We start from the raw sequence: 26,562 nt of genomic DNA, 5'->3' as shown, positions 1-26,562 counted from the left end.
GCCCCTTGTAGCTCAACCGCCAGAGCAGCTGCGTTGTCAGCAGCCGATCCAGGTTCAACTCCTCGGCAGGGGCACCATTCTTCCGCAAGATGCTATCAACTACTGGCGAGCTGCCAGCTCTGCTACCCTGGTCTCATAGCTACAGACTGGCTAGGCACCGGCTTTGCGAAGAACTGATATGTTTGAAGCGCTGTATGGGGCCCGGAGTGGCACCTGAAATCAAATGGCGACCCCTGCAGGACTCGAACCTGCGACCTGCTGCTTAGAAGGCAGCTGCTCTATCCAGTTGAGCTAAGGGGCCGGCCGGCCGCCATTGCGATGGCGGCGAACGCGGTATGCCTGAAATCAGTGCGTCCAGGGCTGCGTGCGGGTATAGCGGAAATTATCCGGATAGGCGACAGTCTGGCGGATCGGGTCCTTCGGCTGCAGCACGCGGTATTCGATGCCGTTGCGCTTGGCATAGGCCTCGGCCAGTTCCTGCGTCTCGAAGGTCAGCTTGACCTGCTGGCGCATGTCGCCGGACGAGGTGTAGCCCATGACCGGATCGATCTTGCGCGGCTGCTCCTGATCGAATTCGAGCACCCAGAGATGCGTCTTGGCCTTGCCGGACTGCATGGCGGTCTTGGCTGGACGGTAGATCTTGGCAGACATCGCGGCATTCGCCTCCGGATAAGCGGTTTCACCCGCGGATATTTCAACCTTCCGCGCCTGATGCGGCACGGTTCTCTGCGCCAGTGATAGCGCAAAGAGATGAATTTTGCTTATCCGCGAATCCGCCGGGTTTCAAGAAAAAAGCCGAGGCAAAGCGAACTGCCGCAGTTCAATTGGAGGCAAGCTTGTCCGCTGGCTTGCGGCAGGGCGAAACGAGGTCGAGCGAAGCGTCGCGAACGCTGGTCTCGACTTCCATCAATCCGAGCACGCTGTGGAACATGTTGTCGTGCGAGGCCGGGTGCTTGGCGCGCTCGGCGATGCAGGCGGTGTCGAGCCGCGTCTCGCTGGCGAATTCATCCGACAGCCACAGCGCCATCGGCACATGCGTCTGCTCGGCGGGCGCGATGAAATAGGGAGCGCCATGCAGATAGATGCCGTTTTCACCCAGCGATTCGCCGTGATCCGAGAGATAGAGCATCGAGCCGGCAAGCTCGCCCTGATGGGCCTTCAGCTTGTCGATGACGGCAGCGATCACCTGGTCGGTCATGACGATCGTGTTGTCATAGGCGTTGGTGACTTCCTCGGGCCTGCAGGTGGCGAAATCGGCGGCGCGGCAATCCGGCGTGAAGCGGCGGGCCGAATCGGGATAGCGCAGGTAATAGGCCGGGCCGTGGCTGCCAAGCTGATGCAGTACCAGCACGCTGTCGCCCTTCACGTTGGCCAGCCAGTCGTCCAGCTTGTCGAGCAGGATCGTGTCCAGGCATTCGCCATCCTTGCAGAAGCGCGGATCGCGGGTGTCGGGCAGATACTTGTACTTGATGCGGTCGGCGACGCCGTAGGTGCCGGTATCGTTGTCCCACCACTCGACATCGACCTTGGCGTGGCCGAGCACGTCGGTCAGATTGTCGGTCGTCAGGCCCTTGCGGTAATTATAGACGCCGCGTGGATAGACCGAGAACATGCAGGGGATGGAGACGGCCGTCTCCGTGCCGCAGCTCGTCACGTCCGGGAAGAAGGTGACGCCACGGGCCTTCATCTCGGGATTGGTGTCGCGGCCGTAGCCGGCCAGCGAGAATTCCTTGCCGCGCGCCGTCTCGCCGGCAACGATCAACAGCACGCGCGGCTTGCCGGGTGCTGCAGGCGGCAGCTGATGCGCATCGGTGCCGATCGGCTGGCGCACGAGGTTCAGGTTATCGCCATAGGTGGCGGTGTAATAGATCGCGCTGCCGATCGGGAAATGCGGATTGATCGTCATCATCATGTCGCGGTGAATGCGCCCGACGGCAGCATAAGTCGGATAGAAGCCCATGCCGACGATCGCGATCAGCGCGATGCAGGGGATGATGACCGCCATGTTGTGCAGGAATTTGCTCGGGAACGGCCGGTGGATGATGCGCACGGCGGCAATCAGCAGCGACGGCACGACGCCCAACAGGAGCATGTAGAGCATGAATTTGCCGGTGATCAGGTGCCCGGCTTCCGACGAGGTGGTCACCGCGGCGTTACGGATCATCTCGCGGTCGATGATCGTGCCGAATCGATCGGTGAACCATGCGGCGGCGACGGCCGCGAGCAGCAGCACGATCAGCACCGGCTTCATCAGATATTTCACCGAAAACGTGACGGCGATCGCCACCGTCAGCGCGATCATTCCGGCAACGAAGCCGACGAAGGCCGGCCGGTGGCCGTCGAAATAGACATAGGCCCGGCTCCAGAAGGTGTAATTGGCGACGATGAGGATGTAGAGGGAAACGATGACGGCGAGCGTGATGCTGCCGATCGCCGGGCGCCACGACGCCGTCTTCTGTTCTGTTGCCATGCTATCAGGTTCGCTCCGGCGCAGCGGCACCTTACGACTCGCGCCAGTACCGCAATCTCAAAATCGGGGCGACCATGGCGGTGCTTCCTGACACTATCCTGAACGCAAAAGCCGCAACGAAGCACGGGACAAGCGCGTTTTTGATATTGCGGGGTCACGGTGAAGCGTGTATTGCCCCCTCATTCGGAGTGTAGCGCAGTCTGGTAGCGCATCTGGTTTGGGACCAGAGGGTCGGGAGTTCGAATCTCTCCACTCCGACCATTTCCCTTAAATCTCTATCTTCCGCAGGCGGTGACCCGCCCGAGCAGGAGCCGGTCATGCAAGTCGAAATCCCCTGCCCCAAATGCGGCAAGACACGAATGAACTTCCCGCGTCCGCAGCCGCTCGATGACGACATCATCACCTGCTACAGCTGCAATTTCGAGCTGGGGACCTATGGCTCGGTGAAGGCGAAGATGGCGCGGTTCATGGAACGCGTGCGCCAGGAAGCCGTCGCCCAGGCGCAGGCTGCCCGCAAGAAGCAGTAGGCTTCTTCTTCTCTTCTATTTCTTGGTGATCGTCGGGCTGGCGGCCTTGTCGCCGACCTTGATGCCGAGCTTCTTGACGATGCCGGCGTTGAGCTCGACGACATATTTCACCGATCCCATCGAATCGATGATGTCTTCCGAATAGGGAACGGCATTTTCCTTGATGTGGCGGATGACGCCGGTGCTGTCGATGAACAGCATGTCGAGCGGCAGGATGGTGTTTTCCATCCACATCGTCACTCGGCGCGATTGGCCGAAATCGAACAGCATGCCGGCATTTTCGGCCATTTCCTTGCGGTACATCAGGCCGTATTGCCGCTGCTCATTGGTCGAGGCGATCTCGACGGTGAAGTTCAGCAGCTTGCCGGATGCCGTCTGGACGACCAGCGGCTCCTTGGCGAAGACCATCTGCTGTTCCTGCTGCGCGAAGCCGGGCATGGGGGCTGCCGTCGCCACAATGAAAAAAAGCGCCAAGAAGGCGCCTTTGATTCTATGCATTGTCCTCATCCTGAACATCAGTGGGCGCGGCTTGCCGGGCTCGGCATATCCGGGTGGATCTCGGCAGCCATCAGACCCTTGTCACCGGGCCCGAAGCGCACCAGCACAACCTGGCCCGGGCGCAGCTCGGTAAGGCCGAAACGGCGCAGCGTTTCCATGTGAACGAAGATATCCTCTGTGCCCTCGCCGCGCGTCAGGAAGCCGAAGCCCTTGGTGCGGTTGAACCACTTGACCAGGGCACGCTCAAGGCCGCTCGTGGCGGTAACCTGGACGTGGGTGCGAACCGGCGGCAGCTGCGAGGGATGAACCGCTGTGGACTGGTCCATGGAGAGGATCTTGAAGGCCTGGTAGCCACGTTCGCGGCGCTGGATCAGCGCGACGATGCGGGTACCTTCGAGGATCGTCTGGTAGCCATCGCGGCGCAGGCACGTGACGTGAAGAAGTACGTCCTGCATGCCGTTGTCTGGAACGATGAAACCGAAACCCTTGGCAACATCAAACCATTTGACGACACCGGTGATTTCAATGAGATCGACGGCATCCCCCGATAGCTCGTCGAGATCACTGAACTCCTTCGATGAAATCCTATCAGCCATGTCGCCAGCCCCTCATTACGCGTCACACTGTTACGGTTAACTGATTCTTGAAATCAAGATTAACATCTTGGTAACGGATAAGCGCAAGTCCTGTTTTTGGTTATTCCCAGTTGCTGATTTTAGCGGCATGTCTTGCCCGAAGCTGACCATGCGTCACCTATCCGGGCTAGGCTCCAACATTCGAAAGGAAATAGAATGCGTTATCTTCATACCATGGTTCGCGTGAAGGACCTCGACGCCTCGTTGCATTTCTACTGCACATTGTTCGGACTGAAGGAAATCCGCCGTTCCGAGAATGAAAAAGGCCGTTTCACACTCGTTTTCCTTGCTGCCACGGATGATATCGCCGAAGCACAGCAGAAGGGCGCGCCCTGCCTCGAGCTCACCTACAATTGGGATAGCGAGGATTATACGGGCGGACGCAATTTCGGCCACCTCGCCTATGAGGTCGACGATATTTATCAGACCTGCCAGCAGCTGATGGACCAGGGAATCACCATCAACCGTCCGCCGCGCGACGGGCGCATGGCATTCGTGCGCTCGCCGGATGGAATCTCGATCGAGATTCTGCAGAAGAACGGCAGCCTGCCGGCGGCCGAACCGTGGCTTTCCATGGGCAATACCGGCGCCTGGTAAGCCGGGGCTTTAGCGAGGCTTGCGGCTTTGGCGATTTCGGGCTCCGGCCACGTCTTCGCTCTTGCCGCAGCCACGGCCCGCATGCACCCTCCGGCCAAATCAGGCAGCCCGGCCCATCCGCAGCTGCTCCCGTATTTGTCCGGAGAGCTTTCGCTTGCCCCATCTTCGAACGCGACCGTTCCTCTTTCTGACCGCCGTTTCGGCCCTGGCGCTGACCGGCTGCGTCTCCAGCCAGAAGGCGCTTGATTCTGCCGAGGCGACGCCCGCTCCGGCGGCAGCCGCCGCGCAGCAGCAGACCGCCATGGCGCCGGGCGCACCCGGCCAGCAGACCCAGAAGACACCTGGCTATCGTGACCCGATGGTCAGCAATGTCGGCCAGCAGCAGACAACGGCGGCCGATGCCAATGCCGCGGCAAACATGGCGCCGGGCTCGACTCAGATGCAGCCCGCCAATATCGGCGGCATGGCGATGCAGTCGACCCGCATCAACGCCAATTCGATGAGCATCTTCTCGTCGCAGCCGGTGATGCCGCAAAACAACCGGACATCGACGATCATCCAACCGGCCGATGCCAATGCCTATGCGCCGGTTCAGGGCGGGCTGACGGGCTCGCGCGCCGGCGTGTTCGGCACGCAGCCCGGCCAGCAGGTGCAGTCGAATGCGCAGGGCGAAATCCTGCCGCCGCAGCAATCGTCACAGAATACCAGCACGCAGATCGCGCCGTCCTACCAGACCGCATCGCTTGCAACCGGCAGCCTGCCCGGCGGCTCCAGCAATGCGCTCTATGCCGCGCCGAAGCAGAACCTGATGGGCAGCCTCTCCGGCCTCCTGCAGAAGGCCTCCCTGCCCGGCATGACCCGCGTCGCGCCGAACGGCGTGCATGTGCAGAATGCCAGCGTCGAAGTCAGCTGTTTCAAGCCGAATCTGCTGAACGTCATCAAGACCGTTGAGACGCATTTCGGCAAACCCGTCGTCGTCACCTCGGGCTACCGCGATCCCGAGCATAACCGCATGGTCGGCGGCGCCGAGGAATCGATGCACAAGAGCTGCGACGCCGCCGACATCAAGATCGACGGCGTTTCGAAATGGGATATCGCGAGCTACATCCGCTCGCTGCCGGGCCGCGGCGGCGTCGGCACCTATTGCCATACCGACTCCGTCCATCTCGACACCGGCAACAACCGCGACTGGAACTGGGGCTGCGGCGCCCGGCGCGGCAGCCCGCCAAGCGCTCGCGCGATCTGAACGAAGAGCGCGGTTGCCGTGCCTTAACGTCAACCGCGCGGCCCTCATCAAACACCCATTCACAGGGCATTGATTTAGCAGGGTAAATTTGAATCTCCCTGCACAAACATAGCCTTGTCATTTTTTTGATAGAATTGCGATTTTCCCGCTTGCGGGATTCCAAGACCCTGACTATAAGGGCGCCACCACGAAGGAAGCGCCCTTCGTCTATCGGTTAGGACACCAGATTTTCATTCTGGGAAGAGGGGTTCGACTCCCCTAGGGCGTGCCACTTCTCTCTTCAAAACATCGCTGTTTTGACGCTTGTACAGCAAGCACTCTCTCCCCATTTATTCGTTATCGCCGGCGCCCTTCGTCTATCGGTCAGGACGGCAGATTCTCATTCTGCAAAGAGGGGTTCGAATCCGTCCCCCCTATTCAAAACGTGTACGGATCCTCGTTGGGCCCAGCTTGCAAGCTGTTCGCAGGGATTGCGGGGCTAGTACACGATACTCGTGACTTTTCCGACGAGCTTCCAGAAGCAATCTTTTCAAAAAAGACGAGGCGGGAATTATGCTGCCATCTCAAGCTCTGGCTGGTCGCAACGACAAAGCGTGACTGATACAAGCCCATGGCCTTGGGGTCTCGAGGAATCCAAAGTACATTTCCCAATGGATAGGCTTGCTAAAAACAAAAAACGCCACTAGCATGCGCTCGCAGCCTTAATGTAACAGCAAAACTAATGCTGCAAACAAATATTATTTGATCGTGATGTCAACAATTGATGTTTTACACATGAATCCTTCCTGAGGCAATAGAAAACTTATTATTGAATCCTTCGATTGACTTCGCGAATTTATTTCTCGGGGACGATCTTGCTTGATTTCAACAGCAGGCGAGAACATTTTATGCCCAGAAGATTGCAAGGGGAAGAACTGGACGAAGTACGAGCTCTGCCTCCAGAATGCAAAGCCCTAATACGAGGCCATCGACGATCATACTCCTTCACTGAATTTGTTTTCGCCTACGGCTATAAATGCTGTGCTCGGCTCGCCGGGTATTGGGAAGACATTTATCGATATGCAAACCCTGAGACCACCCATAACGAATTCCGTGTGTTCAAGAGACTACTTCGAGACCTCACAACGTGCGCGGATCAACACGCTCGCGCCGTTTTCAAAGCGTTATCAACCTCGAAGCCAGTGTCGCCAGAATCGTTCGCCCACTACATTGAGCATTTGCGCGCGCGGATGATTAACCCGCATGATATCAGTTTTACCGACGCGCGCGGAAGTTCTGTCGTTGCGTACCTGGAAGCGTTGAGAAACTGCCTGAACAGGTTTGGAGAAGCTAAGGCTGTTGATTTCCACTGAGAGCTGACCCGGCATTTCCACCGAGAAGTGACCCGCCTTTAGGTATCGGTTGTGTTGGTCGTGGTGGTCAAGTTCCGTCGTTTCTCCTTTGTCATTTTGGATTCATGAGCAGAGCTGTTCTTGAAGCGGAAGCTGTCGTTTCCGGTCTCGAGGATGTGGCAATGATGAGTGAGCCGGTCGAGCAGCGCGGTTGTCATCTTGGCATCGCCAAAGACGCTGGCCCATTCGCTGAAGCTCAGGTTGGTGGTGATGATGACGCTGGTGCGCTCGTATAGTTTGCTCAACAGATGGAAGAGCAGCGCGCCACCTGAAGCGCTGAACGGCAGGTATCCCAGCTCGTCGAGGATCACGAGATCGGAGTGAACGAGGCGATTGGCGATCTGTCCCGAACGACCTTGGGCCTTCTCCTGCTCCAGCGCATTGACCAACTCGACGGTGGAGAAGAACCGGACCCGTTTGTGATGTTGCTGGATGGCCTGGACGCCGATTGCCGTGGCGATATGCGTCTTGCCCGTGCCGGGACCGCCGACCAGGACGATGTTGTTGGCATCGTCGAGGAAGTCGCAGCGATGAAGCTGCTGCACGAGGGCCTCGTTGATCTCGCTGCTGGCGAAGTCGAAGCCGTTCAGATCACGGTAGGCGGGGAAGCGTGCCGTCTTGAGCTGATATGCGGTCGATCGGACCTCTCGTTCGGCTGTTTCGGCCTTGAGAAGCTGGGACAGGATCGGAATGGCAGCCTCGAACGCCGGCGATCCCTGTTCGGTCAGATCACCGACGGCGTGGGCCATCCCATGCATCTTCAATTGCCGTAGCATGATGACGATCGCGCCGCTTGCCGGGTTATGACGCATGGCGAACCTCCGTCTTTCTCAAGGTATCGTATCGCTCGACATTGGCCTTCGGCTCATTGGTGAGCGTCAGCGCCTGAGGTGCGTCGAGGGTCGGCGGTGTGGAGGATTTGCCATCGACGAGGCGATGCAGCAGGTTCAGCACATGCGTTTTGGTCGGAACGCCGGACTTCAGCGCCATCTCGACGGCCGAGAGCACTGCTTGTTCGTCGTGCTGGAGAACAAGGGCCAGGATGTCGACCATCTCGCGATCGCCGCCCGGCTTTTTGAGCAGATATTGCTGCAAGCTCTTGAATGCCTCCGGCAGCTCGATGAAGGGGGCGCCGTTGCGTAGAGCGCCGGGCTTGCGCTGAACGACCGCCAGATAATGCCGCCAATCGTAAATGGTCTGTCCCGGCCGGTCATGGGAACGATCAATGACGCGATGATGCTCGCAGACGATCTGACCTTCCGCGGCGACTACGACCCGATCAGGGTAGACGCGCAAGCTCACTGGTCGGTTGGCGAAGGATGCCGGGACGCTGTAGCGATTGCGCTCCAGATGCACGAGGCAGGTTGGTGTGACCCGCTTCGTGTATTCGACAAATCCGTCGAACGGTCTCGAAACGGGCATGAGAGCTGGGGCTTCCTCAGCCCAGATGTCGGCGATGGTGCCGCGCATCTGTCCGTGCGGGGTCTTTGCCCAGAACTCCTTGCATTGAAGCTCAAGCCAATCATTCAGGGCCTCCAGCGACGGAAAGCGCGGGATGGGTTGAAAGAGCCGATGACGGGCATCCTGCACGTTCTTCTCGACCTGTCCCTTCTCCCATCCGGACGCTGGATTGCAGAACTCGGGCTCGAACACGTAATGGCTGGCCATCGCCATGAAGCGCACGTTGACGTCGCGCTCCTTGCGCGCGGCCGACCTTGTCGATCGCCGTGCGCATGTTGTCGTAGATGCCGCGGCCGGGGATGCCGCCGAAGACGCGGAACGCGTGATTGTGGGCATCGAACAGCATCTCATGTGTCTGCAGCAGATAGGCCCTGACGATAAAGGCGCGGCTGTAGCTCAGCTTCGTATGCGCCACCTGCAGCTTGGTGCGCTCATTGCCGATGATCGCCCAGTCTTCCGACCAGTCGAACTGGAAAGCCTCACCCGGCTCGAATGCCAGCGGCACAAATGTCCCACGGCCCGTCGTTTGCAATTCTCTCTGCCGATCATCACGCCATTCCCGAGCGAATGCCGCAACGCGGTTATAGGAGCCCTCATAGCCGAGGCTCACCAGATCGGCATGCAACTGCTTCATCGTCCGCTTCTGCTTGCGGCCCTTCTTGGATTCTGTCTTCAGCCAGGCCGATAACCGATCCGCAAACGGGTCAAGCTTGCTCGGCCGCTCCGGGACGTTGAACTTCGGCTCCACGCCGTTGGCGCGCAGGTATTTGCGGATGGTATTCCGGGATAGGCCGGTCCTGCGGCAAATCTCCCGGATCGATAGATGCTCTCGGAAATGCCAGCGCCGGATCACGCTCAGTAATGCCATGTCGATCACTCCAGAGCCCCCGCTGAAAACATGCGAGGGACGGTTCAAACATGGGTCAATTCTCAATGGAAATATAAGGCCGCGCCGGGTCAGTTCTCAGTGGAAATCAACAGTCTGCTCCCGACTTCTCTTCGAGTTCATCGGCAAGCTCTCGCAAGGATTCAAATGGCAGAACGCCTCCGCAATGGTGAGCAAGGATCTCCGCGCGGGTAGTTGAATCCGGAAGTGGCAGATCGAAGTGCTTTTCCAGACGTCCGGCCCGGAGAAGCGCTGGATCGATCCAATCTGGGAAGTTTGTAGCTCCCACGACGATTACCCCATCGCCCAGAGTAGAAAGAAGATAGAGCGCCTCGTTGACGACGGTTTGCCAATATTGGTCACCGTGATATCCCGTGGGCCGAGCATTCCTGGTTCCGATCGAGTCAACTTCATCGATAAACAATAGCGCACCCTTGCCGTCAGCCGCGTCGGCGAAAGTCGTCCGCATTGCCCTCAGCATATCGTCGAGCGCACCTTGCGCCTGCCATGCCCCAACTGTTGCGGTGACCAACCTCAATCCCAGAGCATTGGCAAGGGCTGAAGCGAAATGTGTCTTTCCGGTGCCCGGCACTCCGGAAACGATCGCTCCTTTGCCGATCAGCCTCCAAGCCAACTTCCGTTGGCGCCAACGTTCGACGTCCTTAGCGACATCCAAAGCCCACGGCTTGATCTCGTCATAGCCGGGGAGATCGAAGAGGCTGGGCCCAGTGGCTCTGACACGATCGACGTCGTTGACATCAGCTAGCTCGTCTTCATTCAAATTTGGCTTAAGGACGGCTGCCAATAGGAGGTTCTGGGGCATCCGGGCAACGGCAGCCGCTGCCTCGATAGACAGAGGTGGTCTTTTGCACAGCCGCCGAACTGCAGCGATATGGTAGGGCGTCGGCGGCTCGACAACCAGAACAGCTGTAGCGGCGTAGCGCACGTCAGCAGGGACTTCATCGACATTACGCGCGATCAGGATGTCGAGACCACCGACATCAAAAATCGATATTGGGATCTTATCTCCGCCCTTCTTAAAAAGCGGCTTCGCAAGCCGGACTCTAATGTTCTGCTCGACGCGACCCCAGCTTTCTTTCGTGCCATCCAAAAGGGTGAACGCAGCTTCCTCGAATTCTTCGGTGCGGAAACCTTCGGGGATCACGAAAATGATGAAGCCGCTGGCTCCATACCGGAGCAGACCCGCACCTCTCAAGGATCGAACCATGCCGAACCCCGCCAGCAGCTTGCCAGGATCATTCGCATGCCTGGTCAAGAGTTTGGTTCGATTAGTGAACTCCATCGCCGTGTCCTATCCTCATGACACCCGTGGAGAGCCGATACCAGCGGTTCATGGTCCGGGCGACACCGACCTCAGGATTGAGATAGAAGAGTTGGCTGGTCACTATCTCCTTCCCGTCCCTTAGGCGAGGATGACCGGTGACAGTCCCGCTCAACGCGAACACGTTTCCAAGAACTGGTTTGTAGTTTGCGAGCACCGGAGCGTTGGCGATGGGTAAGTGTTCAAAATCTCCTGCGTCCGCTCGTTGGAGATCCTCCAACAAGCGCCGTACTGTCGCGTCATCCAGCCATTCGTAGGTCAAGCGTGCCTCATCGATTCGCGTTCCAGGTGATCATGCGCAACTCACCATGCATCATTTTTTACTCATGGTGACTCCTTATTTGCTCACAGTGAGTAATTGTCAACTATTATTTGCGTGATGAGGAAATTGATGACACTCAATCCTTTATGAGACCGCCGCCTCGAATCCTTGCCGCCGCACGGCTGCTCCTTGGTCAATCACAGACCGAGGTGTCGAAGGCTTCTGGAATTAGCCGGAAAACCATACATACGGCGGAGACCACTGGGGCGGCAGGCATTGCAAGCGTAGAGAAACTGTTACGCTATTACACTGCTAATGGCGTCACCTTCATCGGTCGTGAAGGGGAAGAAGGCTGGGGACTGCGGGCTACATTCCTGGACTTTGACTACGGCGACAAAAACTCCCCAACGGAATAGTCAGCGGGGTTCCCGGCGCTTGGCTGTCAGCGCCCCGGCCTCTCGCCGGCATGACCAAGCTAAAGCCGAATGCCCACCTTGTGGGCAAAACTTGTCGGGCTGCGCCCGGAGTCTTTTGTTCATTCGAATGAAAGCAAGCCGGGCTCGCTTGCGTGATGAGGCGCTGCTTGCCCCGGCTTGCATTCGAATATCACCAAAGCGGAATCCGCCTAGTCGGCGGATAAGTTTCTCGTGGGGTCAGTACAGATTTCGGAATAGGGAAGAAGATTCCCCTAGGGCGTGCCAGAAAAAGGCCCCGCCGAAGCGAGGCCCCTCTCCACTATCCGTCGTTGGCTCTCGCCTTCGGTCCTTCCTTGGAGGTGACCGAGGCGGTCTTGCCATCGGGCTGCTGCCCGAAATAGGTCCCGCCGAGATGGCCGCCACCGCTGGTGTGCTCGACCTGGCGCTCGGCGCGCTTCTGGATTTCCTTGACGTCAGTCTTGCTCATAAGTGTCTCCATTGTTGAGGTGGTGACATCTGAACAACCGGTGACGGCCAGATTCGTTTCAAACTTTTCCGGGCGGCAACGCGTAGACGCGGCAGATCGAGGAAAGAGCGCATGGCGCGATCCCCTGCTCTCCAGGGGCTTCAGCGCTTTCTCGGGGGCATTTCCACAAGCTGTGAAAAAATCTACAGAATTTCGCATTTTACCGCTTGCGGGTCAGAAAGGTGCTGACTATAAGGGCGCCACCACGAAGGAAGCGCCCTTCGTCTATCGGTTAGGACACCAGATTTTCATTCTGGGAAGAGGGGTTCGACTCCCCTAGGGCGTGCCACTTCTGGATCTTCCAGAAATTGTTATTCCTGAACAATTCCGCTTCGCCTCGCGGCGTGCTGGGCTGGTTGCGTCAGTTGATGCGGTGCCGCCGCAAGACGTGATGTCCTGCGGCGGGGAGCGTCCCCCTATCGGAAGATCACCGGGTCTTCGCGAGCGATCATGTCGAAGAACGAGCCGGCCGCCGGTGGGCTCACCTTGTAAGTCAGCTTGTGCACCGGCATCAGGTTCTCGATCGCCTTGAAGGTCGATTCGTCGAACGGATACATCAGGCGGTGCTGCATCTCGTGGGCGTGGTACGAGCTATAGCGCGGCGCCTTCTGCCATTCTGCGTTCAGATCCGCGTTGATGGTCACCGCGCATTCGAACAGGTGATGGAAGATGAAGTAGTTGATCAGCTGGTCGTTTTCGAGCCAGTAGCTGATCAGCATTTCCCTTAGGGCGCTGACGAGCGGATGTTCGGGCCGCGCGGTCATGAACCAGTTGGACAGCAGATATGGATCGGCGTCGCGCGTGAAAGCGAAGAATTCCGAGTTCATCATATCGGGCCGCGGCGCGTCCGTCAGAAACACCGTCGCATCCATCCAGGTGCCGCCGTATTTGTGCAGCAGCTCGACGCGCAGCATATCCGAAAAATGCGTCTTCGATTTTGCCTTGACCCGCTCGGATGCAACGGGATGCGGCTTGATATAGCGGCCGATCGCATTGTCATCGAGAATGATGATCTCACGATCCGGAAGATGGCGTTCGACCGATCTCAGGCAGCTCTGGACGATCGGCGGAGCATTGTCGCGGCCCTGCGCCCAGTATAGCCAGACCGGGCCTTCGAACGAGGCCGGCACCGGGCGTGGCTGCGTCTGGTGATAGGTCAGCCTTTCAGGCACTGCATATTGCAGCAACACGGCGCGGGCCTCGATCTCCTTCCGGTTCCGGGAAACCATGGTTTCCAACCAGCGGCGGAGATCGTCCTCACGCGAGGCGAAAACGTTCTCGGTATTATTGTCGGTCATGAGGGACCTCTTTCGTCGGAACAGCCAGGGCCTGAAATATGTGCCCAGATAGCAAATAGGGTTGAATGAAGCCGCGGCGGCGGGCGGCAGCGACTCTTGTACAGGAGATTCGCATCGGTTTGCTATGGCGAGATGACAGCGGGAATCCCGGCCTTGGCAGGCCATTCTTCCAACAGGGTGGCGCAAGCTTCGATGCCGATAGTCCGACCGATAACGCCGGATTGGGCTTGCGGAACCTCCGTTTCCGCGGCGGACGGCATTCGAAGGACCGGACTTTGACGATCAACCAGCCAATTCCAACCACACTGCCCGTCGGCCTGCCGAGCCTGGAAAGCCTGAGCGGCAAGGCGGCGCAATCCGGATCGGTGATCGTCTACCAGCCGTACCTCGACGCCGGGCAGCTCGCCCAACTCGATCCGGCAGCACTGCCCTTCGACATTTCCTTCAATACGCAATCGACGACCCGCGAATACGAGCTGTTCCGGATCCTTCACGAGCATCATCTGCAGGCGGGCCTGCCGGACGACATGTTCTGGGGGCTGCTGTCCAGCAAGTTCGAGACGAAATCGGTCTCCAGCCTGCAGTCCTTCATTTCCGAAGCGACGAAGGCGCGCGCCGATGGCGCCGATGCCTATCTCTACAATCCCTTGATCGGCCACGCGGCGATCTACAGCAATGTCTGGGAACATGCCCTGATGGGCGGACATCCGGGCATGGAACCGATCTTCACCTTCCTGAGGGATAGCGGCTTTGCAATCGCGCTTCCGCAGGGGCAGACGACCTTCTTCTTCTGCAACTATTTCGCCGGTAACCGGAAATTCTGGTCCGGCTATTTCGCCTTCTGCGAACATGTGCTGAACGCACTCGAACAGGAAGCCTTGCGTGGCACCGCGGCCGGACGCGCCTATAGCGGCACCGCGAACTACAGCCGCGATGGCAACGCCGCCATGCGGCCCTTCGTCATCGAGCGGCTGCTTGGCCTCTACATTCCGCATGCGGTCGCGAGCGGCATGAAGGTTTCGGCTTTCTCGCCGTCGGCTGCGGATTTCGAATGGAAGTTCGGCGCCCGCACCGGCCGCCTGCTTCACGATCTCTTCGAGCGCAAGGAAGCCTTCCTGCAGACCCGTGAGCCGTCCAGGCTGGAAGCCTGGCAGGAGGGCCGCATGCCTGTCGCCAAGGAGCCGCATCTGATCTGGAATGCCGACGATCCGCCGGCCTGGGCGCCGCGCGGCGCCTTCCCGAAGAGCGAACTTGCGCCCCGCGCCTCCAGCGTCAACGACACGTCGCTGCCGCCGGTCAATCCGGCCGCACTCGCAGCCCTGACGCAGCCGCTTGCGCCGCTGTCGGCTGCGGCACCGGCCGCGAAGATGCTGCAGGCCTTCGAGGGCGGCTGGGAGGCCCATAAGGACAAGCACTGCATCTGGATCGTCACGCCGCGAGGCTACAATCACAGCCACGCATTCGACGAGGTGGCGCTCGCGCTGCAGGGCTCATTCCAGGAGCTTGGTGGTTCGGCTCCGATCGTTCGCGAGATGCACGAGTTCGCCGGGCGCTCGCCGATCATCTACGGGGGCAACCTGCTGTCTCTCGAGATTATCCAGAAACTGCCGAAAGACAGCGTCGTCATCAATCTCGAACAGGTCTCGGACGAGAGCACCTGGATGAACGAGCGCTACAGCGCCGTTCTCAAGGCTTTCCCGGTGCTGGATTACAGCCCGCGTAACCGGCGCAACCTTGCGGCCAAGGGCATCGAGCATGCCGGCGTGCTGGAGATTGGCTACAGCGAATGTCTGTCGCAGATCCGGCACACGCCGGTGAAGGATATCGACGTCCTGTTCTATGGCTCGATGAACGATCGCCGCCGCGAAATTCTCATTTCGTTGCATGAGGCCGGCCTGAAGGTCGTGCATCTCTTCAACGTCTATGGTGCCGAACGCGATGCGGCGATCGCGCGCGCCAAGATCGTCATCAATATCCATCACTATGCCAGCGGCGTTTTCGAGATCGTCCGCATCTCCTATCTGCTCGCCAATCGCGTCTGCGTGTTGACCGAGGGCGATATCGAGGATCCGGATCTCGATCCGTTCATCGGCGGGCTCGCCGTCGAGCCCTATGACGATCTCGTCGAGCGCTGCAAGGAATTGCTCGCCGACCAGGCGGAACGCGAACAGATCGCCGAGAACGGCTATAATGCCATGCGGGCACGCTCCCAGGCGGCTATGCTGATGAGCGTGATGCAGGGTACGGAATAGAGACTGACGATGCGCATCGAGACCACGAAAATTGACGGCGTGCTGAAGATCATCCCGGCGCGCCATGGCGATCACCGCGGCTATTTCTCCGAGGTGTTCAAGGACGGCTGGTTCCGTGAGAACGTCGCCGATGTGTCCTTCGTTCAGGATAACGAATCGCTTTCGGCGCAGGCCGGCACTTTGCGCGGGCTGCACTTCCAGACAGCGCCCTTCGCACAGGGGAAGCTGGTGCGCTGCCTGCGGGGCCGGATCTTCGACGTGGCCGTCGATATCCGCGCCGGATCTCCGACGTTCGGGCAATGGCTCGGCGAAGAACTGACGCCTGAGAACGGCGTTCAGCTGTGGGTCCCGGCAGGCTTTGGGCATGGCTTTGCGACCTTGGAGCCTGATACCGTCATCAGCTACAAGGTGACCGCACCTTATAGCCCGGCGAATGACAGCGGCATTTTGTGGAGCGATCCTCATATCGGCATTGCCTGGCCGGTTGCGGAGGCCGACGCTGTTCTCTCGGACAAGGACAGGAAGCTTCCGAAGCTCGCCGACATTCCAGGTTATTTCCAATATTCTGCGCAGTGATTGAAGGGGGCGTTCCGGCAATGCGGGTGATGGTAACGGGGGGAGCGGGTTTCATTGGTTCGGCGCTGGTGCGCCATCTGGTGGACGCGGTGGGAGCTGACGTTCTCAATATCGACAAGCTGACCTATGCCGGCAATCTGGCATCGCTTTCTTCGGTCGAGAACGCCGCCAACTACCGGTTCCTGCGCGCCGATATCTGCGACCGCGCAGCGATGCATGAGGCGTTTGCCTCCTTCCGGCCGGAGATCGTCATGCATCTCGCCGCCGAGAGCCATGTCGATCGCTCGATTTCGGGTGCCGGCGATTTCATCCAGACCAATATCGTCGGCACCTTCAGCCTGCTCGATGCGGCGCGCGGCTATTGGGATGGTCTTGAGGCCGAGACCAAGAGCGCTTTCCGCTTTCTGCATGTCTCGACCGATGAGGTCTATGGCTCGCTCGGCGATGACGGGCTCTTCGAGGAAGTGACCGCTTACGACCCGTCCTCGCCCTATTCGGCCTCGAAGGCGGCGAGCGACCATCTGGCGGTCGCCTGGCACCGGACCTATGGGCTGCCGGTCGTGGTGTCGAACTGCTCCAACAATTACGGCCCGTTCCATTTCCCGGAAAAGCTGATCCCACTGATGATCCTCAATGCGCTGGAGGGCAAACCGCTGCCGGTTTACGGCAACGGCGCCAATATCCGCGACTGGCTCTATGTCGAGGATCATGCGCGGGCGCTGTTCACCATTGCCTCGCGCGGGCGGCCGGGCGAGAAATACAATGTCGGCGGCCGCAACGAGCGGCGCAACATCGAGGTGGTCGAGCGCATCTGCGCGATTCTCGATGGCGTATTTCCGGGGAAGGAGGCGCATTCACGGCTGATCACCAATGTCACCGACCGGCCGGGGCACGACGCCCGCTATGCCATCGATGCCACCAAGCTCGAGACAGAGCTCGGCTGGAAGGCGGAAGAGAATTTCGACAGCGGCATCGAAAAGACCGTTCGCTGGTATCTCGACAATGAATGGTGGTGGCGGCCGCTGCGCGACAATGTCTATTCCGGCGAACGCCTCGGCACTTTCAAGGGGCGATGACGATGCGCATCGCCGTCACGGGCAAACAGGGACAGGTCGTCCAGTCGCTTCTGGCAATGGCTCCAGCCCACGGGGTTGAACTGATCGCCATCGGCCGTCCGGACCTCGACCTTACCGATCCCGCCAGCGTGCTGCCGGCTCTAACGGCAGCACAGCCTGACGTGATCGTCTCGGCGGCGGCCTATACGGCGGTGGACAAGGCCGAGAGCGAAGCGGAGCTTGCTCATGCGGTCAATGCCATTGGTGCGGGCGCCGTTGCCGAGGCCGCCTCGGCACTTGGCATTCCGGTGATCCATCTTTCGACCGACTATGTATTCAGCGGCGATAAGCCGTCGCCTTATGTCGAGACGAATCCGACGGGGCCGATTTCGGTCTACGGCAATACCAAGCTCGAGGGCGAGTTGCGCGTCGCGGCGGGCAATGCCAATCATGTCATTCTGCGCACAGCCTGGGTCTATTCGCCGTTCGGCGCGAATTTCGTCAAGACGATGCTCCGGCTTGCCGAAAGCCGTGACGAACTGCGCGTGGTCGCCGACCAGCGCGGCTGCCCGACGTCGGCACTCGATATTGCCGAGGCGCTGATTGCGATCGCTACGCGGCTCTCCGCGGATGCTGACCCTGCCCTGCGCGGCACCTTTCACCTGACCGGCAGCGGCGAAGCCACCTGGGCGGAATTCGCGCAGGAAATCTTTGCACGGTTGAAGGCGCTCGGCGGCAAATCTGCCAATGTTGTGCCGATCACCACGGCGGAATATCCGACGCCGGCGAGACGCCCGGCTAATTCCCGTCTGTCGGGTGACAAGCTCGCGGAGACCTATGGCATCCGGCTGCCGGACTGGAAGCGCTCGACCGACGTTGTGATGCAAGCCATTTTGAAGAATGCGATTTGAGGAGACTGGCATGAAGGGGATCATTCTTGCGGGCGGCACCGGCACCAGGCTTCATCCGATCACGCAGGCCGTGTCGAAGCAGCTGATGCCCGTCTACGACAAGCCGATGATCTATTACCCGCTGACGACGCTGATGCTCGCGGGGATCAACGACATCCTGATCATCACCACGCCGCACGACGTCGAGGCCTTCAAGCGGCTGCTCGGCGACGGCTCGCAATGGGGCATTTCGCTGACCTACGCTGTGCAGCCGAGCCCGGATGGTCTGGCACAGGCCTTCATCATCGGCGCCGATTTCATCAACGGCCAGAACTCGGCGCTGGTTCTCGGCGACAACATCTATTTCGGCCACGGCCTGCCCGAGATCATGAAGTCGGGAACGGCGCGCACCAAGGGCGCCACGGTCTTCGCCTATCACGTCACCGATCCCGAGCGTTACGGCGTCGTCGAGTTCGACGGCAAGATGAACGCGCTGTCGATCGAGGAAAAGCCGAAGCAGCCGAAGTCGCAGTGGGCGGTGACCGGCCTCTATTTCTACGACCAGCAGGTGGTCGATATCGCCGCCAATCTTAAGCCGTCACCGCGCGGTGAATTGGAAATCACTGATGTCAACCGCACCTATCTCGAACGCGGCGAACTCTTCGTCGAGCTGATGGGCCGCGGTTATGCGTGGCTCGATACGGGAACGCCGGACAGCCTGCTCGACGCGGCGGCCTTTGTCAGCACGCTGGAAAAGCGCCAGGGCTTCAAGATTGCCTGCCCCGAGGAAGTGGCATGGCGCATGGGCTATATCGATCAGGACCAGCTCGCCAAGCTTGCCGAGGCGCTCGGCAAAAGCGCTTACGGGCAATATCTGACCAAGCTTTCGGCCGACTGGTAATTCACTTCGCGGGAGCGGCGTCGGAGACGCGCAGCTGGATGCGGCGCGAGCCCTGATAGTGGTCGGCGCCGATCGAGCCCGCGACATGCAGGTTGGCGCCGCGCGAATTGAGCAGGAGATTGCCGAGCGCCGTATCGGCAGCGCGGAAGGCGATGCCGTCCAGTCGGGCGCCGTCCATGGCTTCCAGCGTCACCTTAACGTGTTTTTCGCCGACAGTCCTGACATCGCGCAGGCGATGGGCGGGGATTGCGAATACCGGCTGCGAATGGCCGGAACCGTAGGGTCCTGCCGTCTCCAGCCGGTCGATCAGGTCGAGCGTCGCGCCGCTCGCACCAATCGCGCCGTCGATCTTCAGGGTTTCGTTGGCCACCAGATTGGCGACCGTCTTCTCGGCCCGTTCGGTGAAGAAGCTGCGCAGCGCGCCAAGCTTCTCGCGTTCGACAGTCAGGCCAGCAGCCATCGCGTGTCCGCCGCCCTTGACGAGGAGGCCCTCATCGACAGCCGCGCGGACCATCCGGCCCATATCGAAACCGTTGATCGAGCGGCCGGAGCCGGTACCGCGTCCGGACGGGTCGAAGGCGATGGCGAAGGCCGGGCGCTTGAACTTTTCCTTCAGCCGCGCCGCCAGCAAGCCGACGATGCCGGGATGCCATTTGTCGCGCGCCGTGACGATGACCGACGCGCCCTGCCCGTCGCCGTATTCAGCAAAGGCCTCGGCTTCCGCCTCCTGCAGCATGGCCGCTTCCATCGCCTGACGGTCGCGGTTCAGCTCGTCGAGTTTCTGGGCGATCGTTTCGGCCTCACCGGCGTCGTCCAGCGTCAAGAGGCGGCTGCCGAGTGCCGCATCGCCGATACGGCCGCCGGCATTGATGCGGGGGCCGACGAGAAAGCCGAAATGATAGGGCGTGACCGGGCCGGAGAGACCGGCCTTGCGAAACAGCGCCGCAAGGCCCGCATTGCCCTGATGGCGCGCAGCGACAAGGCCCTTCACGACATAGGCGCGGTTCAGCCCCTTGAGCGGCACGACGTCACAGACGGTCGCGAGCGCCACGATATCCAGCCATTGCAGAAGGTCGATTGCCAGAATGCGCTTGTCGCCCGCCTCGCGCAGCAGCCGCAGCGTCGCGACCAGCACAAGGAAGACGACGCCGGCGGCGCAGAGGTGCCCCTGCCCCGACAGATCGTCCTCGCGGTTCGGATTGACCAGCGCATAACAGTGCGGCAGCGCGTGTGTCACCTGGTGGTGATCGATGACGACGACGTCGATATTGCGCGCCTTGGCCGCATCCAGTGCCTCATGGCTGGTCGATCCGCAGTCGACGGTGACGATCAGTTGCGCGCCATTGTCGATCAGCTGGTTGATGGCGCCCGCGTTGGGGCCGTAGCCTTCGAAGATGCGGTCGGGGATATAGATCTCGGCCTTCACGCCGAAATGCGCCAGAAAGCGGTACATCAGCGCCGAGGACGCGGCGCCGTCGACATCGTAGTCGCCGAAGATCGCAACGTTCTCACCGCGGCGGATCGCTTCGGCGAGGCGCCTGGCCGCCTTCTCGCAATCGGTCAGCGTGTAGGGATCCGGCATCAGGCTGCGGATCGTCGGATCGAGGAACTCGACGGCTTCATCGACGGAAACGCCGCGCCCAGCGAGCACCCGGGCAATCAGATCCGGCAGGCCGTGGACCTGCGACATGGCGAGCGCACGGTTCTGCCCGGCCTGATCGAGCCGTGAAATCCAGCGATTGTCGAGGATGGATTTCTCCACCCCGAGGAATGCGCGCTGTATCGGATCGGCGGGGATATCCACCATTCTGCCTGTGCCCCATCATGTCACCGCCCCGTGACGGGGCAGCAATAATTCTACGAGCACATTTATGCAGGCTGGAAGCGGCTGGCAACGCCCGGGTTGCCGTTACCCTCAGTCTTCCTTGGGGCGCTCGATGCGGATGACCTGCGGTTCGCCCACGAGGTAACCCTCGCCCTTGATGGCGGCGACGGCCTTGCGGACGGAATCCTCGGTCGTCGCATGGGTGACGAGGATGATCGTCTGGTGATGCGAGGGCGAAAGATGCTGCTGCGAGCGCTGCACGATCGATTCCAGCGAGATCTGGTTTTCGGCCATGCGGGTCGCGACGCTGGCGAAGACGCCGGTGCGGTCGAGAACCGTCAGACGGATGAAATAGCCACCTTCATGGCTCTGCATCTGCGCCTTGCGGTAAGGCTCGAGCGACTTGGCCGGGTGGCCGAGAACCGGCACGCGCTGGGCGCCTGGCTGGCTCTTGGCGATATCGGCGATGTCGCCGAGAACCGACGATGCCGTTGCGTTGCCGCCCGCACCCGGGCCAACCATCAGCAGTTCGCCGAGAATGTCGGATTCGATCGCCACGGCATTGGTGACGCCATCGACCTGGGCGATGACGGAATCGACGGGCACCATCGTCGGGTGAACACGCTGCTCGATGCCGGTATCGGTGCGCTGGGCGACACCGAGGAGCTTGATGCGGTAGCCGAGATCGGAGGCGGCGCGGATATCCTCGATGGAGATATTGGTGATGCCTTCGAGATAGATGTCGTCGGCCGCGATCTGGTTGCCGAAGGCGAGCGTCGTCAGGATCGACAGCTTGTGCGCGGTGTCGTTGCCCTCGATGTCGAAAGCCGGGTCGGCTTCGGCATAGCCGAGGCGCTGGGCTTCCGCCAGGCAATCGGCGAAGGAGAGGCCTTCCTTCTCCATCTTGGTGAGGATGTAATTGCAGGTGCCGTTCATGATCCCGTAGATTCGGGAGATCGAATTGCCGGTCAGCGATTCACGCAGCGCCTTGATAACTGGGATACCGCCGGCGACAGCCGCTTCGAAGTTGAGCAGCGAGCCCTTCTCCTCGGCGATCTTGGCGAATTCGACGCCGTGATAGGCAAGCAGCGCCTTGTTGGCGGTCACCACATGGAGACCACGGTCGAGTGCTGCCTTGACAGAAGCCTTGGCCGCGCCTTCGGAGCCGCCGACGAGCTCGACGAAAACGTCGATATCGGCCTTGGCAGCCAGCTCTTCCGGCGTATCGTACCAGGTGATGCCGCCGAGATTGATGCCGCGGTCCTTGTTCTTGTCACGGGCCGTGACTGCCGTGATGTGGATCGGACGCCCGCACGTTGCGGCAAGCTCGTTGCTCTTCTGCTGGATGATACGGACGAGCGAGGCACCAACGGTACCGAGACCCGCAATGCCGATTTTGAGGGCGTCTGCCATGAAGCGATCCTGAATGTTCATGAGTGGCAGCCGCGGACCGCGGCTGCCGATTGGGAGGTTTCTATCAGCGGTGTGCGTTGAGCGAGATGACGTTGTGCATCGTCTCGTCAGCCGTCGACAGGAATTTCTTGATGCTGCGCGCAGCCTGGCGGATGCGGTGTTCGTTCTCGACGAGGGCGAGGCGAACGTAGTCGTCGCCCATTTCGCCGAAGCCGATGCCCGGCGCAACGGCCACATCGGCCTTTTCGACGAGCAGCTTGGAGAATTCGAGCGAGCCGAGATGGCGGAATTTTTCCGGGATCTTCGCCCAGGCGAACATCGTCGCTGCCGGCGGCGGCACTTCGAAGCCGGCCTTGCCGAAGCTCTCGACCATGACGTCACGGCGGCGCTTGTAGACGTTGCGCACCTCAGCGATGTCGGAGCCGTCGCCGTTCAGCGCGTGGGTCGCCGCCACCTGGATCGGCGTGAAGGCGCCGTAATCGAGGTAGGACTTGACGCGCGTCAGCGCCGCGATCAGGCGCTCGTTGCCGACGGCAAAGCCCATGCGCCAGCCGGGCATGGAGAAGGTCTTCGACATCGATGTGAATTCGACGGTGACGTCGATGGCGCCCGGAACCTGCAGAACGGAGGGCGGCGGCTCGCCGTCGAAATAGATTTCCGAATAGGCCAGATCCGAGAGGACGATGATGTCGTGCTTCTTCGCGAAGGCGATGACGTCCTTGTAGAAGTCGAGCGTTGCGACGAAGGCCGTCGGGTTCGACGGGTAGTTCAGGATCAGCGCCAGCGGCTTCGGGATCGAGTGGCGCACGGCGCGCTCGAGCGGAGCGAAGAAGTTCTCGTCCGGCTCGACCGGGATCGAACGGATCACGCCGCCTGCCATCAGGAAGCCGAAGGCATGGATCGGATAGGTCGGGTTCGGGCAGAGGATGACATCGCCCGGCGCCGTGATCGCCTGCGCCATGTTGGCGAAGCCTTCCTTGGAGCCGAGGGTCGCAACGACCTGCGTATCCGGATTGAGCTTCACGCCGAAGCGGCGGGCGTAATAGGCGGCCTGCGCGCGGCGAAGGCCGGGAATGCCCTTGGAGGACGAATAGCGATGCGTGCGCGGGTCCTGGACCACTTCGCAGAGCTTGTCGACGATCGCTTTCGGGGTCGGCAGGTCAGGGTTTCCCATGCCGAGATCGATGATATCGGCGCCGCCCGCTCGCGCGCTTGCTTTCAAACGGTTGACCTGTTCGAAAACATAAGGCGGCAAACGCCGGACTTTGTGAAACTCTTCCATTTCATTCCCCATGGAAATGCGGCCACCGTGGCCGCGCTCGAAGTTCGTCCTGTTCCCGGCTGCTTGCGATACGAACTTCAGAATCGCATGCGCCGTATTCATCAGACTGTCTGCAGGCGGCGATTCTTTGACGGATGCCGCAGCTGCGAAGCATTATCGGGAAAATTCATGTCTCCCGCCAGCTGCGGAAGGCTTTGCGTGCAAATTGCCTGAAAGGCAAGGCCTACTTGGTGATTTCCGAGAGTGTGTCGGCACCATGATCGGCGGCAAGCTTGCGGTATTCCGCAACACGCCGCTGATACTCGGCCTCGGAAATCGTACCCGCCTTGCGCTGCGCGCCCAGCGAAGTCAGCTTGGCCTGCAGGCTCTTGGCTTCGTCATCGTTCATCTGAACGTTGGCGGCTGTCAGCGGCGCGCCGAAGGACGGATAGCCGTCGGGCGAATGCGAAAGCCCGCTTTCGGCCGGCGCTTCGCCCTTGGTGGCGGTCATCACGACCGCCGTGGGGGCCGCTCGCCTGGCGGCAAGGGCTGCCTTCTCTTCCGGCGTCGACGTGCAGCCGGCAAGCGTCATCGCCGCGGCCGCGGCAATAATTGCCATGCGGGTTGCGATTGCGATGCCAGAGTTGCCGTTCTTCGTCATGCCAGATCTTCCAAATCCTGAAGCCACTGCGACTGTTAAATTTGTCGCAGCAACAAAGCAATAGCATGAGCGGCGTTGTGTTGAACTTGTTTTCTCGTTCCGGCACGATGTACAAATTGATTTCAGATGATTGCTGCCGCCGGAGGACATGCGTGACCGACAGCAAGGAAGGCGAGACGGGCAAGCCGCAAGGCTTCGATACGACCAACCTCGATCCCTATATGATGAAGGATCCCGAGGCGATGGCGGTGAACTTCGCCCGCGCGCTCGAAAATCTCGGCAAGGCCGCTTCTGCATGGCTGGCACCGCGCGAACGCGGCGATGTCAACGACAAGATCGCCGAGCCGATGACCGACATGGTCAAGACGCTGTCCAAGATCACCGAATACTGGATGTCCGATCCGCGCCGCACTTTCGAGGCGCAGACGCAGCTGATGAGCAGCTATTTCGGCGTCTGGATGCGCTCGATGCAGCGCATGCAGGGCGAGGCCGCCGAGCCGGAGCCCGACCGCAAGGACAAGCGCTTTTCGGATCAGGACTGGGAGAAGAACCCGTTCTTCGACTTCCTGCGGCAGGTTTATTTCATCACCGCCGACTGGGCGGAGAAGATGGTGACGCAGACCGAGGGGCTGGACGAGCACACCAAGCACAAGGCCGGCTTCTATGTGAAGCAGATCACCGCCGCGCTCTCGCCGACCAATTTCGTCGCCACCAACCCGCAGCTCTACCGAGAGACCATCGCCAGCAGCGGCGAGAACCTGGTACGCGGCATGAAGATGCTGGCCGAGGATATCGTGGCGGGCCATGGCGACCTGAAGCTTCGCCATACCGACATGACGAAATTCGCCGTCGGCCGCGACATGGCGCTGACGCCGGGCAAAGTGATCGCCCAGAACGACATCTGCCAGATCATCCAGTATGAGGCGACGACAGAGACGGTGCTGAAGCGCCCTCTCCTGATCTGCCCGCCGTGGATCAACAAGTTCTACATCCTCGACCTCAACCCGCAGAAATCCTTCATCAAGTGGTGCGTCGACCATGGCCATACGGTTTTCGTGATCTCCTGGGTCAACCCCGATTCGCGCCATGCGCAGAAGGACTGGACCGCCTATGCCCGCGAAGGCGTGGATTTCGCGCTGGAGACCATCGAGAAGGCGACCGGCGAGACCGATGTGAACGCCATCGGCTATTGTGTCGGCGGCACCCTGCTTGCGGCGACGCTTGCCCTGCATGCCAAGGAAAAGAACAAGCGCATCCGCTCGGCGACACTGTTCACGACCCAGGTGGATTTCACCCATGCAGGAGACCTGAAGGTCTTCGTCGACGAAGAGCAGTTGCAGGCGCTTGAAGCGCATATGCAGGCGGTTGGTTATCTCGACGGCTCGAAGATGGCGACGGCCTTCAACATGCTGCGCGCTTCCGAGCTGATCTGGCCCTATTTCGTCAACAACTACCTGAAGGGCGAAATGCCGATGCCCTTCGACCTGTTGTTCTGGAATGCCGATTCGACCCGCATGGCCGCGGCCAATCACGCCTTCTATCTGCGCAACTGCTATCTCCGCAATGCGCTGACGGCAGACGAGATGGTGCTCGACGGCAAGACCCTGTCGCTGAAGGACGTGAAGATCCCGATCTACAATCTGGCGACCCGCGAGGACCATATCGCTCCGGCAAAGTCGGTTTTCCTCGGCAGCCAGTTCTTCGGGGGCAAGGTCGATTTCGTGCTTGCCGGCTCCGGCCATATCGCCGGCGTCGTCAATCCGCCCGACAAGAAGAAATACCAGTACTGGACCGGCGGCCCGGCCAAGGGCGATTACGATGTCTGGCTGACCAAGGCCGAGGAAGCACCGGGCTCCTGGTGGCCGCATTGGCATGCCTGGATCGAGGCCAAGGACGGCAAGCGTGTTCCCGCCCGCAAGCCCGGCGGCGCATCGCTCAATGCCATCGAGGAAGCACCGGGCAGCTACGTGATGGAACGGGCCTAGGCTTTTTTTGAAACGGCGCCGTCCATTTCCTTTGCCGCATAAAGGAATTGGAAACCATAATCGCCCATAGTTACTAACAGCGGATTAGTTGCGCTGTGCCTCATTTAGGCCCTGTTGCTTCATTATCGGCTCCGGCTAAAGCGTCCTGCGTAAGCTGCCGGTATTAGTGACGCGTTGGGAAACCGAGT

22 protein-coding genes, 6 tRNA genes and 1 pseudogene are annotated in these 26,562 nt (G+C 60.3%); 14 read left to right on the top strand and 15 right to left on the bottom strand.

The window, feature by feature from the left end; all coding sequences use genetic code 11:
* Window positions 1-77, top strand: a tRNA-Thr gene (locus ABIE40_RS08775).
* A gap of 147 nt (window positions 78-224) precedes the next feature.
* On the opposite strand, the gene ABIE40_RS08770 is transcribed toward ABIE40_RS08775, so the two are convergent.
* The 3 genes from ABIE40_RS08770 to ABIE40_RS08760 all read right to left on the bottom strand — a co-directional run bounded on the left by ABIE40_RS08770 (window position 225) and on the right by ABIE40_RS08760 (window position 2,470).
* Window positions 225-301: transfer RNA gene (locus ABIE40_RS08770), tRNA-Arg, on the bottom strand.
* A 44-nt stretch (window positions 302-345) separates the two neighbouring features.
* On the bottom strand, window positions 346-651 hold the full coding sequence (locus tag ABIE40_RS08765; RefSeq protein ID WP_112711677.1) for an ETC complex I subunit: 306 nt from the start codon (window positions 649-651) through the stop codon (window positions 346-348).
* Between the two features lie 169 nt (window positions 652-820).
* Entirely contained in the window at window positions 821-2,470 is a 1,650-nt protein-coding gene (locus tag ABIE40_RS08760) for a phosphoethanolamine transferase (protein WP_199629351.1), read from the bottom strand.
* A gap of 184 nt (window positions 2,471-2,654) precedes the next feature.
* Between ABIE40_RS08760 and ABIE40_RS08755 the strand changes: the two genes are divergently transcribed.
* Both ABIE40_RS08755 and ABIE40_RS08750 read left to right on the top strand, forming a co-directional pair.
* Window positions 2,655-2,731, top strand: a tRNA-Pro gene (locus ABIE40_RS08755).
* A gap of 56 nt (window positions 2,732-2,787) precedes the next feature.
* A complete protein-coding gene (locus tag ABIE40_RS08750) occupies window positions 2,788-2,997 on the top strand; it encodes a hypothetical protein (RefSeq protein ID WP_130278408.1) in 210 nt (69 codons plus the stop codon).
* A 15-nt stretch (window positions 2,998-3,012) separates the two neighbouring features.
* On the opposite strand, the gene ABIE40_RS08745 is transcribed toward ABIE40_RS08750, so the two are convergent.
* Window positions 3,013-3,513, bottom strand: coding sequence for a DUF192 domain-containing protein (locus ABIE40_RS08745; protein ID WP_502944779.1), 501 nt, complete (start codon window positions 3,511-3,513; stop codon window positions 3,013-3,015).
* Window positions 3,513-4,091 (bottom strand): cold-shock protein, encoded by a 579-nt coding sequence (locus tag ABIE40_RS08740; RefSeq protein ID WP_112711631.1) that lies wholly within the window; start codon window positions 4,089-4,091, stop codon window positions 3,513-3,515. The genes ABIE40_RS08745 and ABIE40_RS08740 overlap by 1 nt, the downstream gene beginning before the upstream one ends.
* Before the next feature lie 195 nt (window positions 4,092-4,286).
* Between ABIE40_RS08740 and gloA the strand changes: the two genes are divergently transcribed.
* From gloA to ABIE40_RS08720, 4 genes are all read left to right on the top strand, one after another.
* Complete coding sequence (gloA, locus tag ABIE40_RS08735) at window positions 4,287-4,727, top strand: lactoylglutathione lyase (RefSeq protein ID WP_130278410.1); 441 nt, start codon at window positions 4,287-4,289, stop codon at window positions 4,725-4,727.
* A 154-nt stretch (window positions 4,728-4,881) separates the two neighbouring features.
* Window positions 4,882-5,973 carry a YcbK family protein gene (locus tag ABIE40_RS08730; protein ID WP_199629352.1) on the top strand — a complete coding sequence of 364 codons (1,092 nt, stop codon included), beginning with the start codon at window positions 4,882-4,884 and terminating at the stop codon, window positions 5,971-5,973.
* A gap of 196 nt (window positions 5,974-6,169) precedes the next feature.
* Window positions 6,170-6,244: transfer RNA gene (locus ABIE40_RS08725), tRNA-Glu, on the top strand.
* Between the two features lie 82 nt (window positions 6,245-6,326).
* Window positions 6,327-6,389: transfer RNA gene (locus ABIE40_RS08720), tRNA-Glu, on the top strand.
* Between the two features lie 974 nt (window positions 6,390-7,363).
* Here the strand turns inward: ABIE40_RS08720 and istB are convergent.
* The 5 genes and pseudogenes from istB to ABIE40_RS08695 form a co-directional block, all read right to left on the bottom strand.
* Entirely contained in the window at window positions 7,364-8,176 is an 813-nt protein-coding gene (gene istB, locus ABIE40_RS08715; protein ID WP_199629353.1) for an IS21-like element helper ATPase IstB, read from the bottom strand.
* Window positions 8,166-9,693 (bottom strand): annotated as a pseudogene (istA, locus tag ABIE40_RS08710) (IS21 family transposase). Before istA ends, istB begins: the two are co-directional and overlap by 11 nt.
* 106 nt (window positions 9,694-9,799) lie before the next feature.
* Window positions 9,800-11,014: an ATP-binding protein gene (locus ABIE40_RS08705; RefSeq protein ID WP_199629354.1), complete on the bottom strand. Its 1,215-nt coding sequence runs from the start codon at window positions 11,012-11,014 to the stop codon at window positions 9,800-9,802.
* Entirely contained in the window at window positions 11,001-11,315 is a 315-nt protein-coding gene (locus tag ABIE40_RS08700) for a DUF6634 family protein (protein ID WP_199629355.1), read from the bottom strand. Before ABIE40_RS08700 ends, ABIE40_RS08705 begins: the two co-directional genes overlap by 14 nt.
* A 735-nt stretch (window positions 11,316-12,050) precedes the next feature.
* Window positions 12,051-12,218 carry a hypothetical protein gene (locus ABIE40_RS08695; protein ID WP_165402600.1) on the bottom strand — a complete coding sequence of 56 codons (168 nt, stop codon included), beginning with the start codon at window positions 12,216-12,218 and terminating at the stop codon, window positions 12,051-12,053.
* Between the two features lie 253 nt (window positions 12,219-12,471).
* Between ABIE40_RS08695 and ABIE40_RS08690 the strand changes: the two genes are divergently transcribed.
* A tRNA-Glu gene (locus tag ABIE40_RS08690) sits at window positions 12,472-12,546 on the top strand.
* Between the two features lie 127 nt (window positions 12,547-12,673).
* On the opposite strand, the gene ABIE40_RS08685 is transcribed toward ABIE40_RS08690, so the two are convergent.
* A complete protein-coding gene (locus ABIE40_RS08685; protein ID WP_165402601.1) occupies window positions 12,674-13,555 on the bottom strand; it encodes a capsular polysaccharide synthesis protein in 882 nt (293 codons plus the stop codon).
* A 275-nt stretch (window positions 13,556-13,830) separates the two neighbouring features.
* Here ABIE40_RS08685 and ABIE40_RS08680 point away from each other — a divergent pair, with 275 nt between their 5' ends.
* Genes ABIE40_RS08680 through rfbA form a run of 5 tightly spaced genes read left to right on the top strand, consistent with a single transcriptional unit; the run spans window position 13,831 to window position 19,229 of the window.
* Window positions 13,831-15,807, top strand: coding sequence for a glycosyltransferase family protein (locus ABIE40_RS08680; protein ID WP_199629356.1), 1,977 nt, complete (start codon window positions 13,831-13,833; stop codon window positions 15,805-15,807).
* Window positions 15,808-15,816: 9 nt separating this feature from the next.
* Window positions 15,817-16,383 (top strand): dTDP-4-dehydrorhamnose 3,5-epimerase, encoded by a 567-nt coding sequence (gene rfbC, locus ABIE40_RS08675; RefSeq protein WP_199629357.1) that lies wholly within the window; start codon window positions 15,817-15,819, stop codon window positions 16,381-16,383.
* Window positions 16,384-16,403: 20 nt separating this feature from the next.
* The gene (gene rfbB, locus ABIE40_RS08670; RefSeq protein ID WP_199629358.1) at window positions 16,404-17,459 is read left to right on the top strand and encodes a dTDP-glucose 4,6-dehydratase; all 1,056 of its coding nucleotides are present in this window, start codon (window positions 16,404-16,406) and stop codon (window positions 17,457-17,459) included.
* Between the two features lie 2 nt (window positions 17,460-17,461).
* Entirely contained in the window at window positions 17,462-18,349 is an 888-nt protein-coding gene (gene rfbD, locus ABIE40_RS08665) for a dTDP-4-dehydrorhamnose reductase (RefSeq protein ID WP_199629359.1), read from the top strand.
* A 10-nt stretch (window positions 18,350-18,359) separates the two neighbouring features.
* Window positions 18,360-19,229, top strand: a complete 870-nt coding sequence (rfbA, locus tag ABIE40_RS08660; RefSeq protein ID WP_130278417.1) for a glucose-1-phosphate thymidylyltransferase RfbA — start codon at window positions 18,360-18,362, stop codon at window positions 19,227-19,229.
* A 1-nt stretch (window position 19,230) separates the two neighbouring features.
* Here rfbA and recJ read toward each other — a convergent pair whose 3' ends face one another.
* The 4 genes from recJ to ABIE40_RS08640 all read right to left on the bottom strand — a co-directional run bounded on the left by recJ (window position 19,231) and on the right by ABIE40_RS08640 (window position 24,389).
* The gene (gene recJ, locus ABIE40_RS08655; RefSeq protein ID WP_199629360.1) at window positions 19,231-21,036 is read right to left on the bottom strand and encodes a single-stranded-DNA-specific exonuclease RecJ; all 1,806 of its coding nucleotides are present in this window, start codon (window positions 21,034-21,036) and stop codon (window positions 19,231-19,233) included.
* Between the two features lie 108 nt (window positions 21,037-21,144).
* Complete coding sequence (locus ABIE40_RS08650; RefSeq protein WP_199629361.1) at window positions 21,145-22,467, bottom strand: homoserine dehydrogenase; 1,323 nt, start codon at window positions 22,465-22,467, stop codon at window positions 21,145-21,147.
* Between the two features lie 64 nt (window positions 22,468-22,531).
* Entirely contained in the window at window positions 22,532-23,749 is a 1,218-nt protein-coding gene (locus tag ABIE40_RS08645) for an LL-diaminopimelate aminotransferase (protein ID WP_112388164.1), read from the bottom strand.
* Window positions 23,750-23,972: 223 nt separating this feature from the next.
* On the bottom strand, window positions 23,973-24,389 hold the full coding sequence (locus tag ABIE40_RS08640; RefSeq protein ID WP_199629362.1) for a hypothetical protein: 417 nt from the start codon (window positions 24,387-24,389) through the stop codon (window positions 23,973-23,975).
* A 107-nt stretch (window positions 24,390-24,496) separates the two neighbouring features.
* Here ABIE40_RS08640 and phaC point away from each other — a divergent pair, with 107 nt between their 5' ends.
* Window positions 24,497-26,374, top strand: a complete 1,878-nt coding sequence (gene phaC / locus ABIE40_RS08635; protein ID WP_354541070.1) for a class I poly(R)-hydroxyalkanoic acid synthase — start codon at window positions 24,497-24,499, stop codon at window positions 26,372-26,374.
* The last annotated feature ends 188 nt before the right edge of the window (window positions 26,375-26,562 follow it).

This window comes from Rhizobium sp. OAE497 (assembly GCF_040546565.1).
GTDB lineage: Bacteria > Pseudomonadota > Alphaproteobacteria > Rhizobiales > Rhizobiaceae > Rhizobium.
The sequence above is the reverse complement of the archived record's forward strand: the minus strand, read 5'-3'. Positions and strand labels throughout refer to the sequence as shown.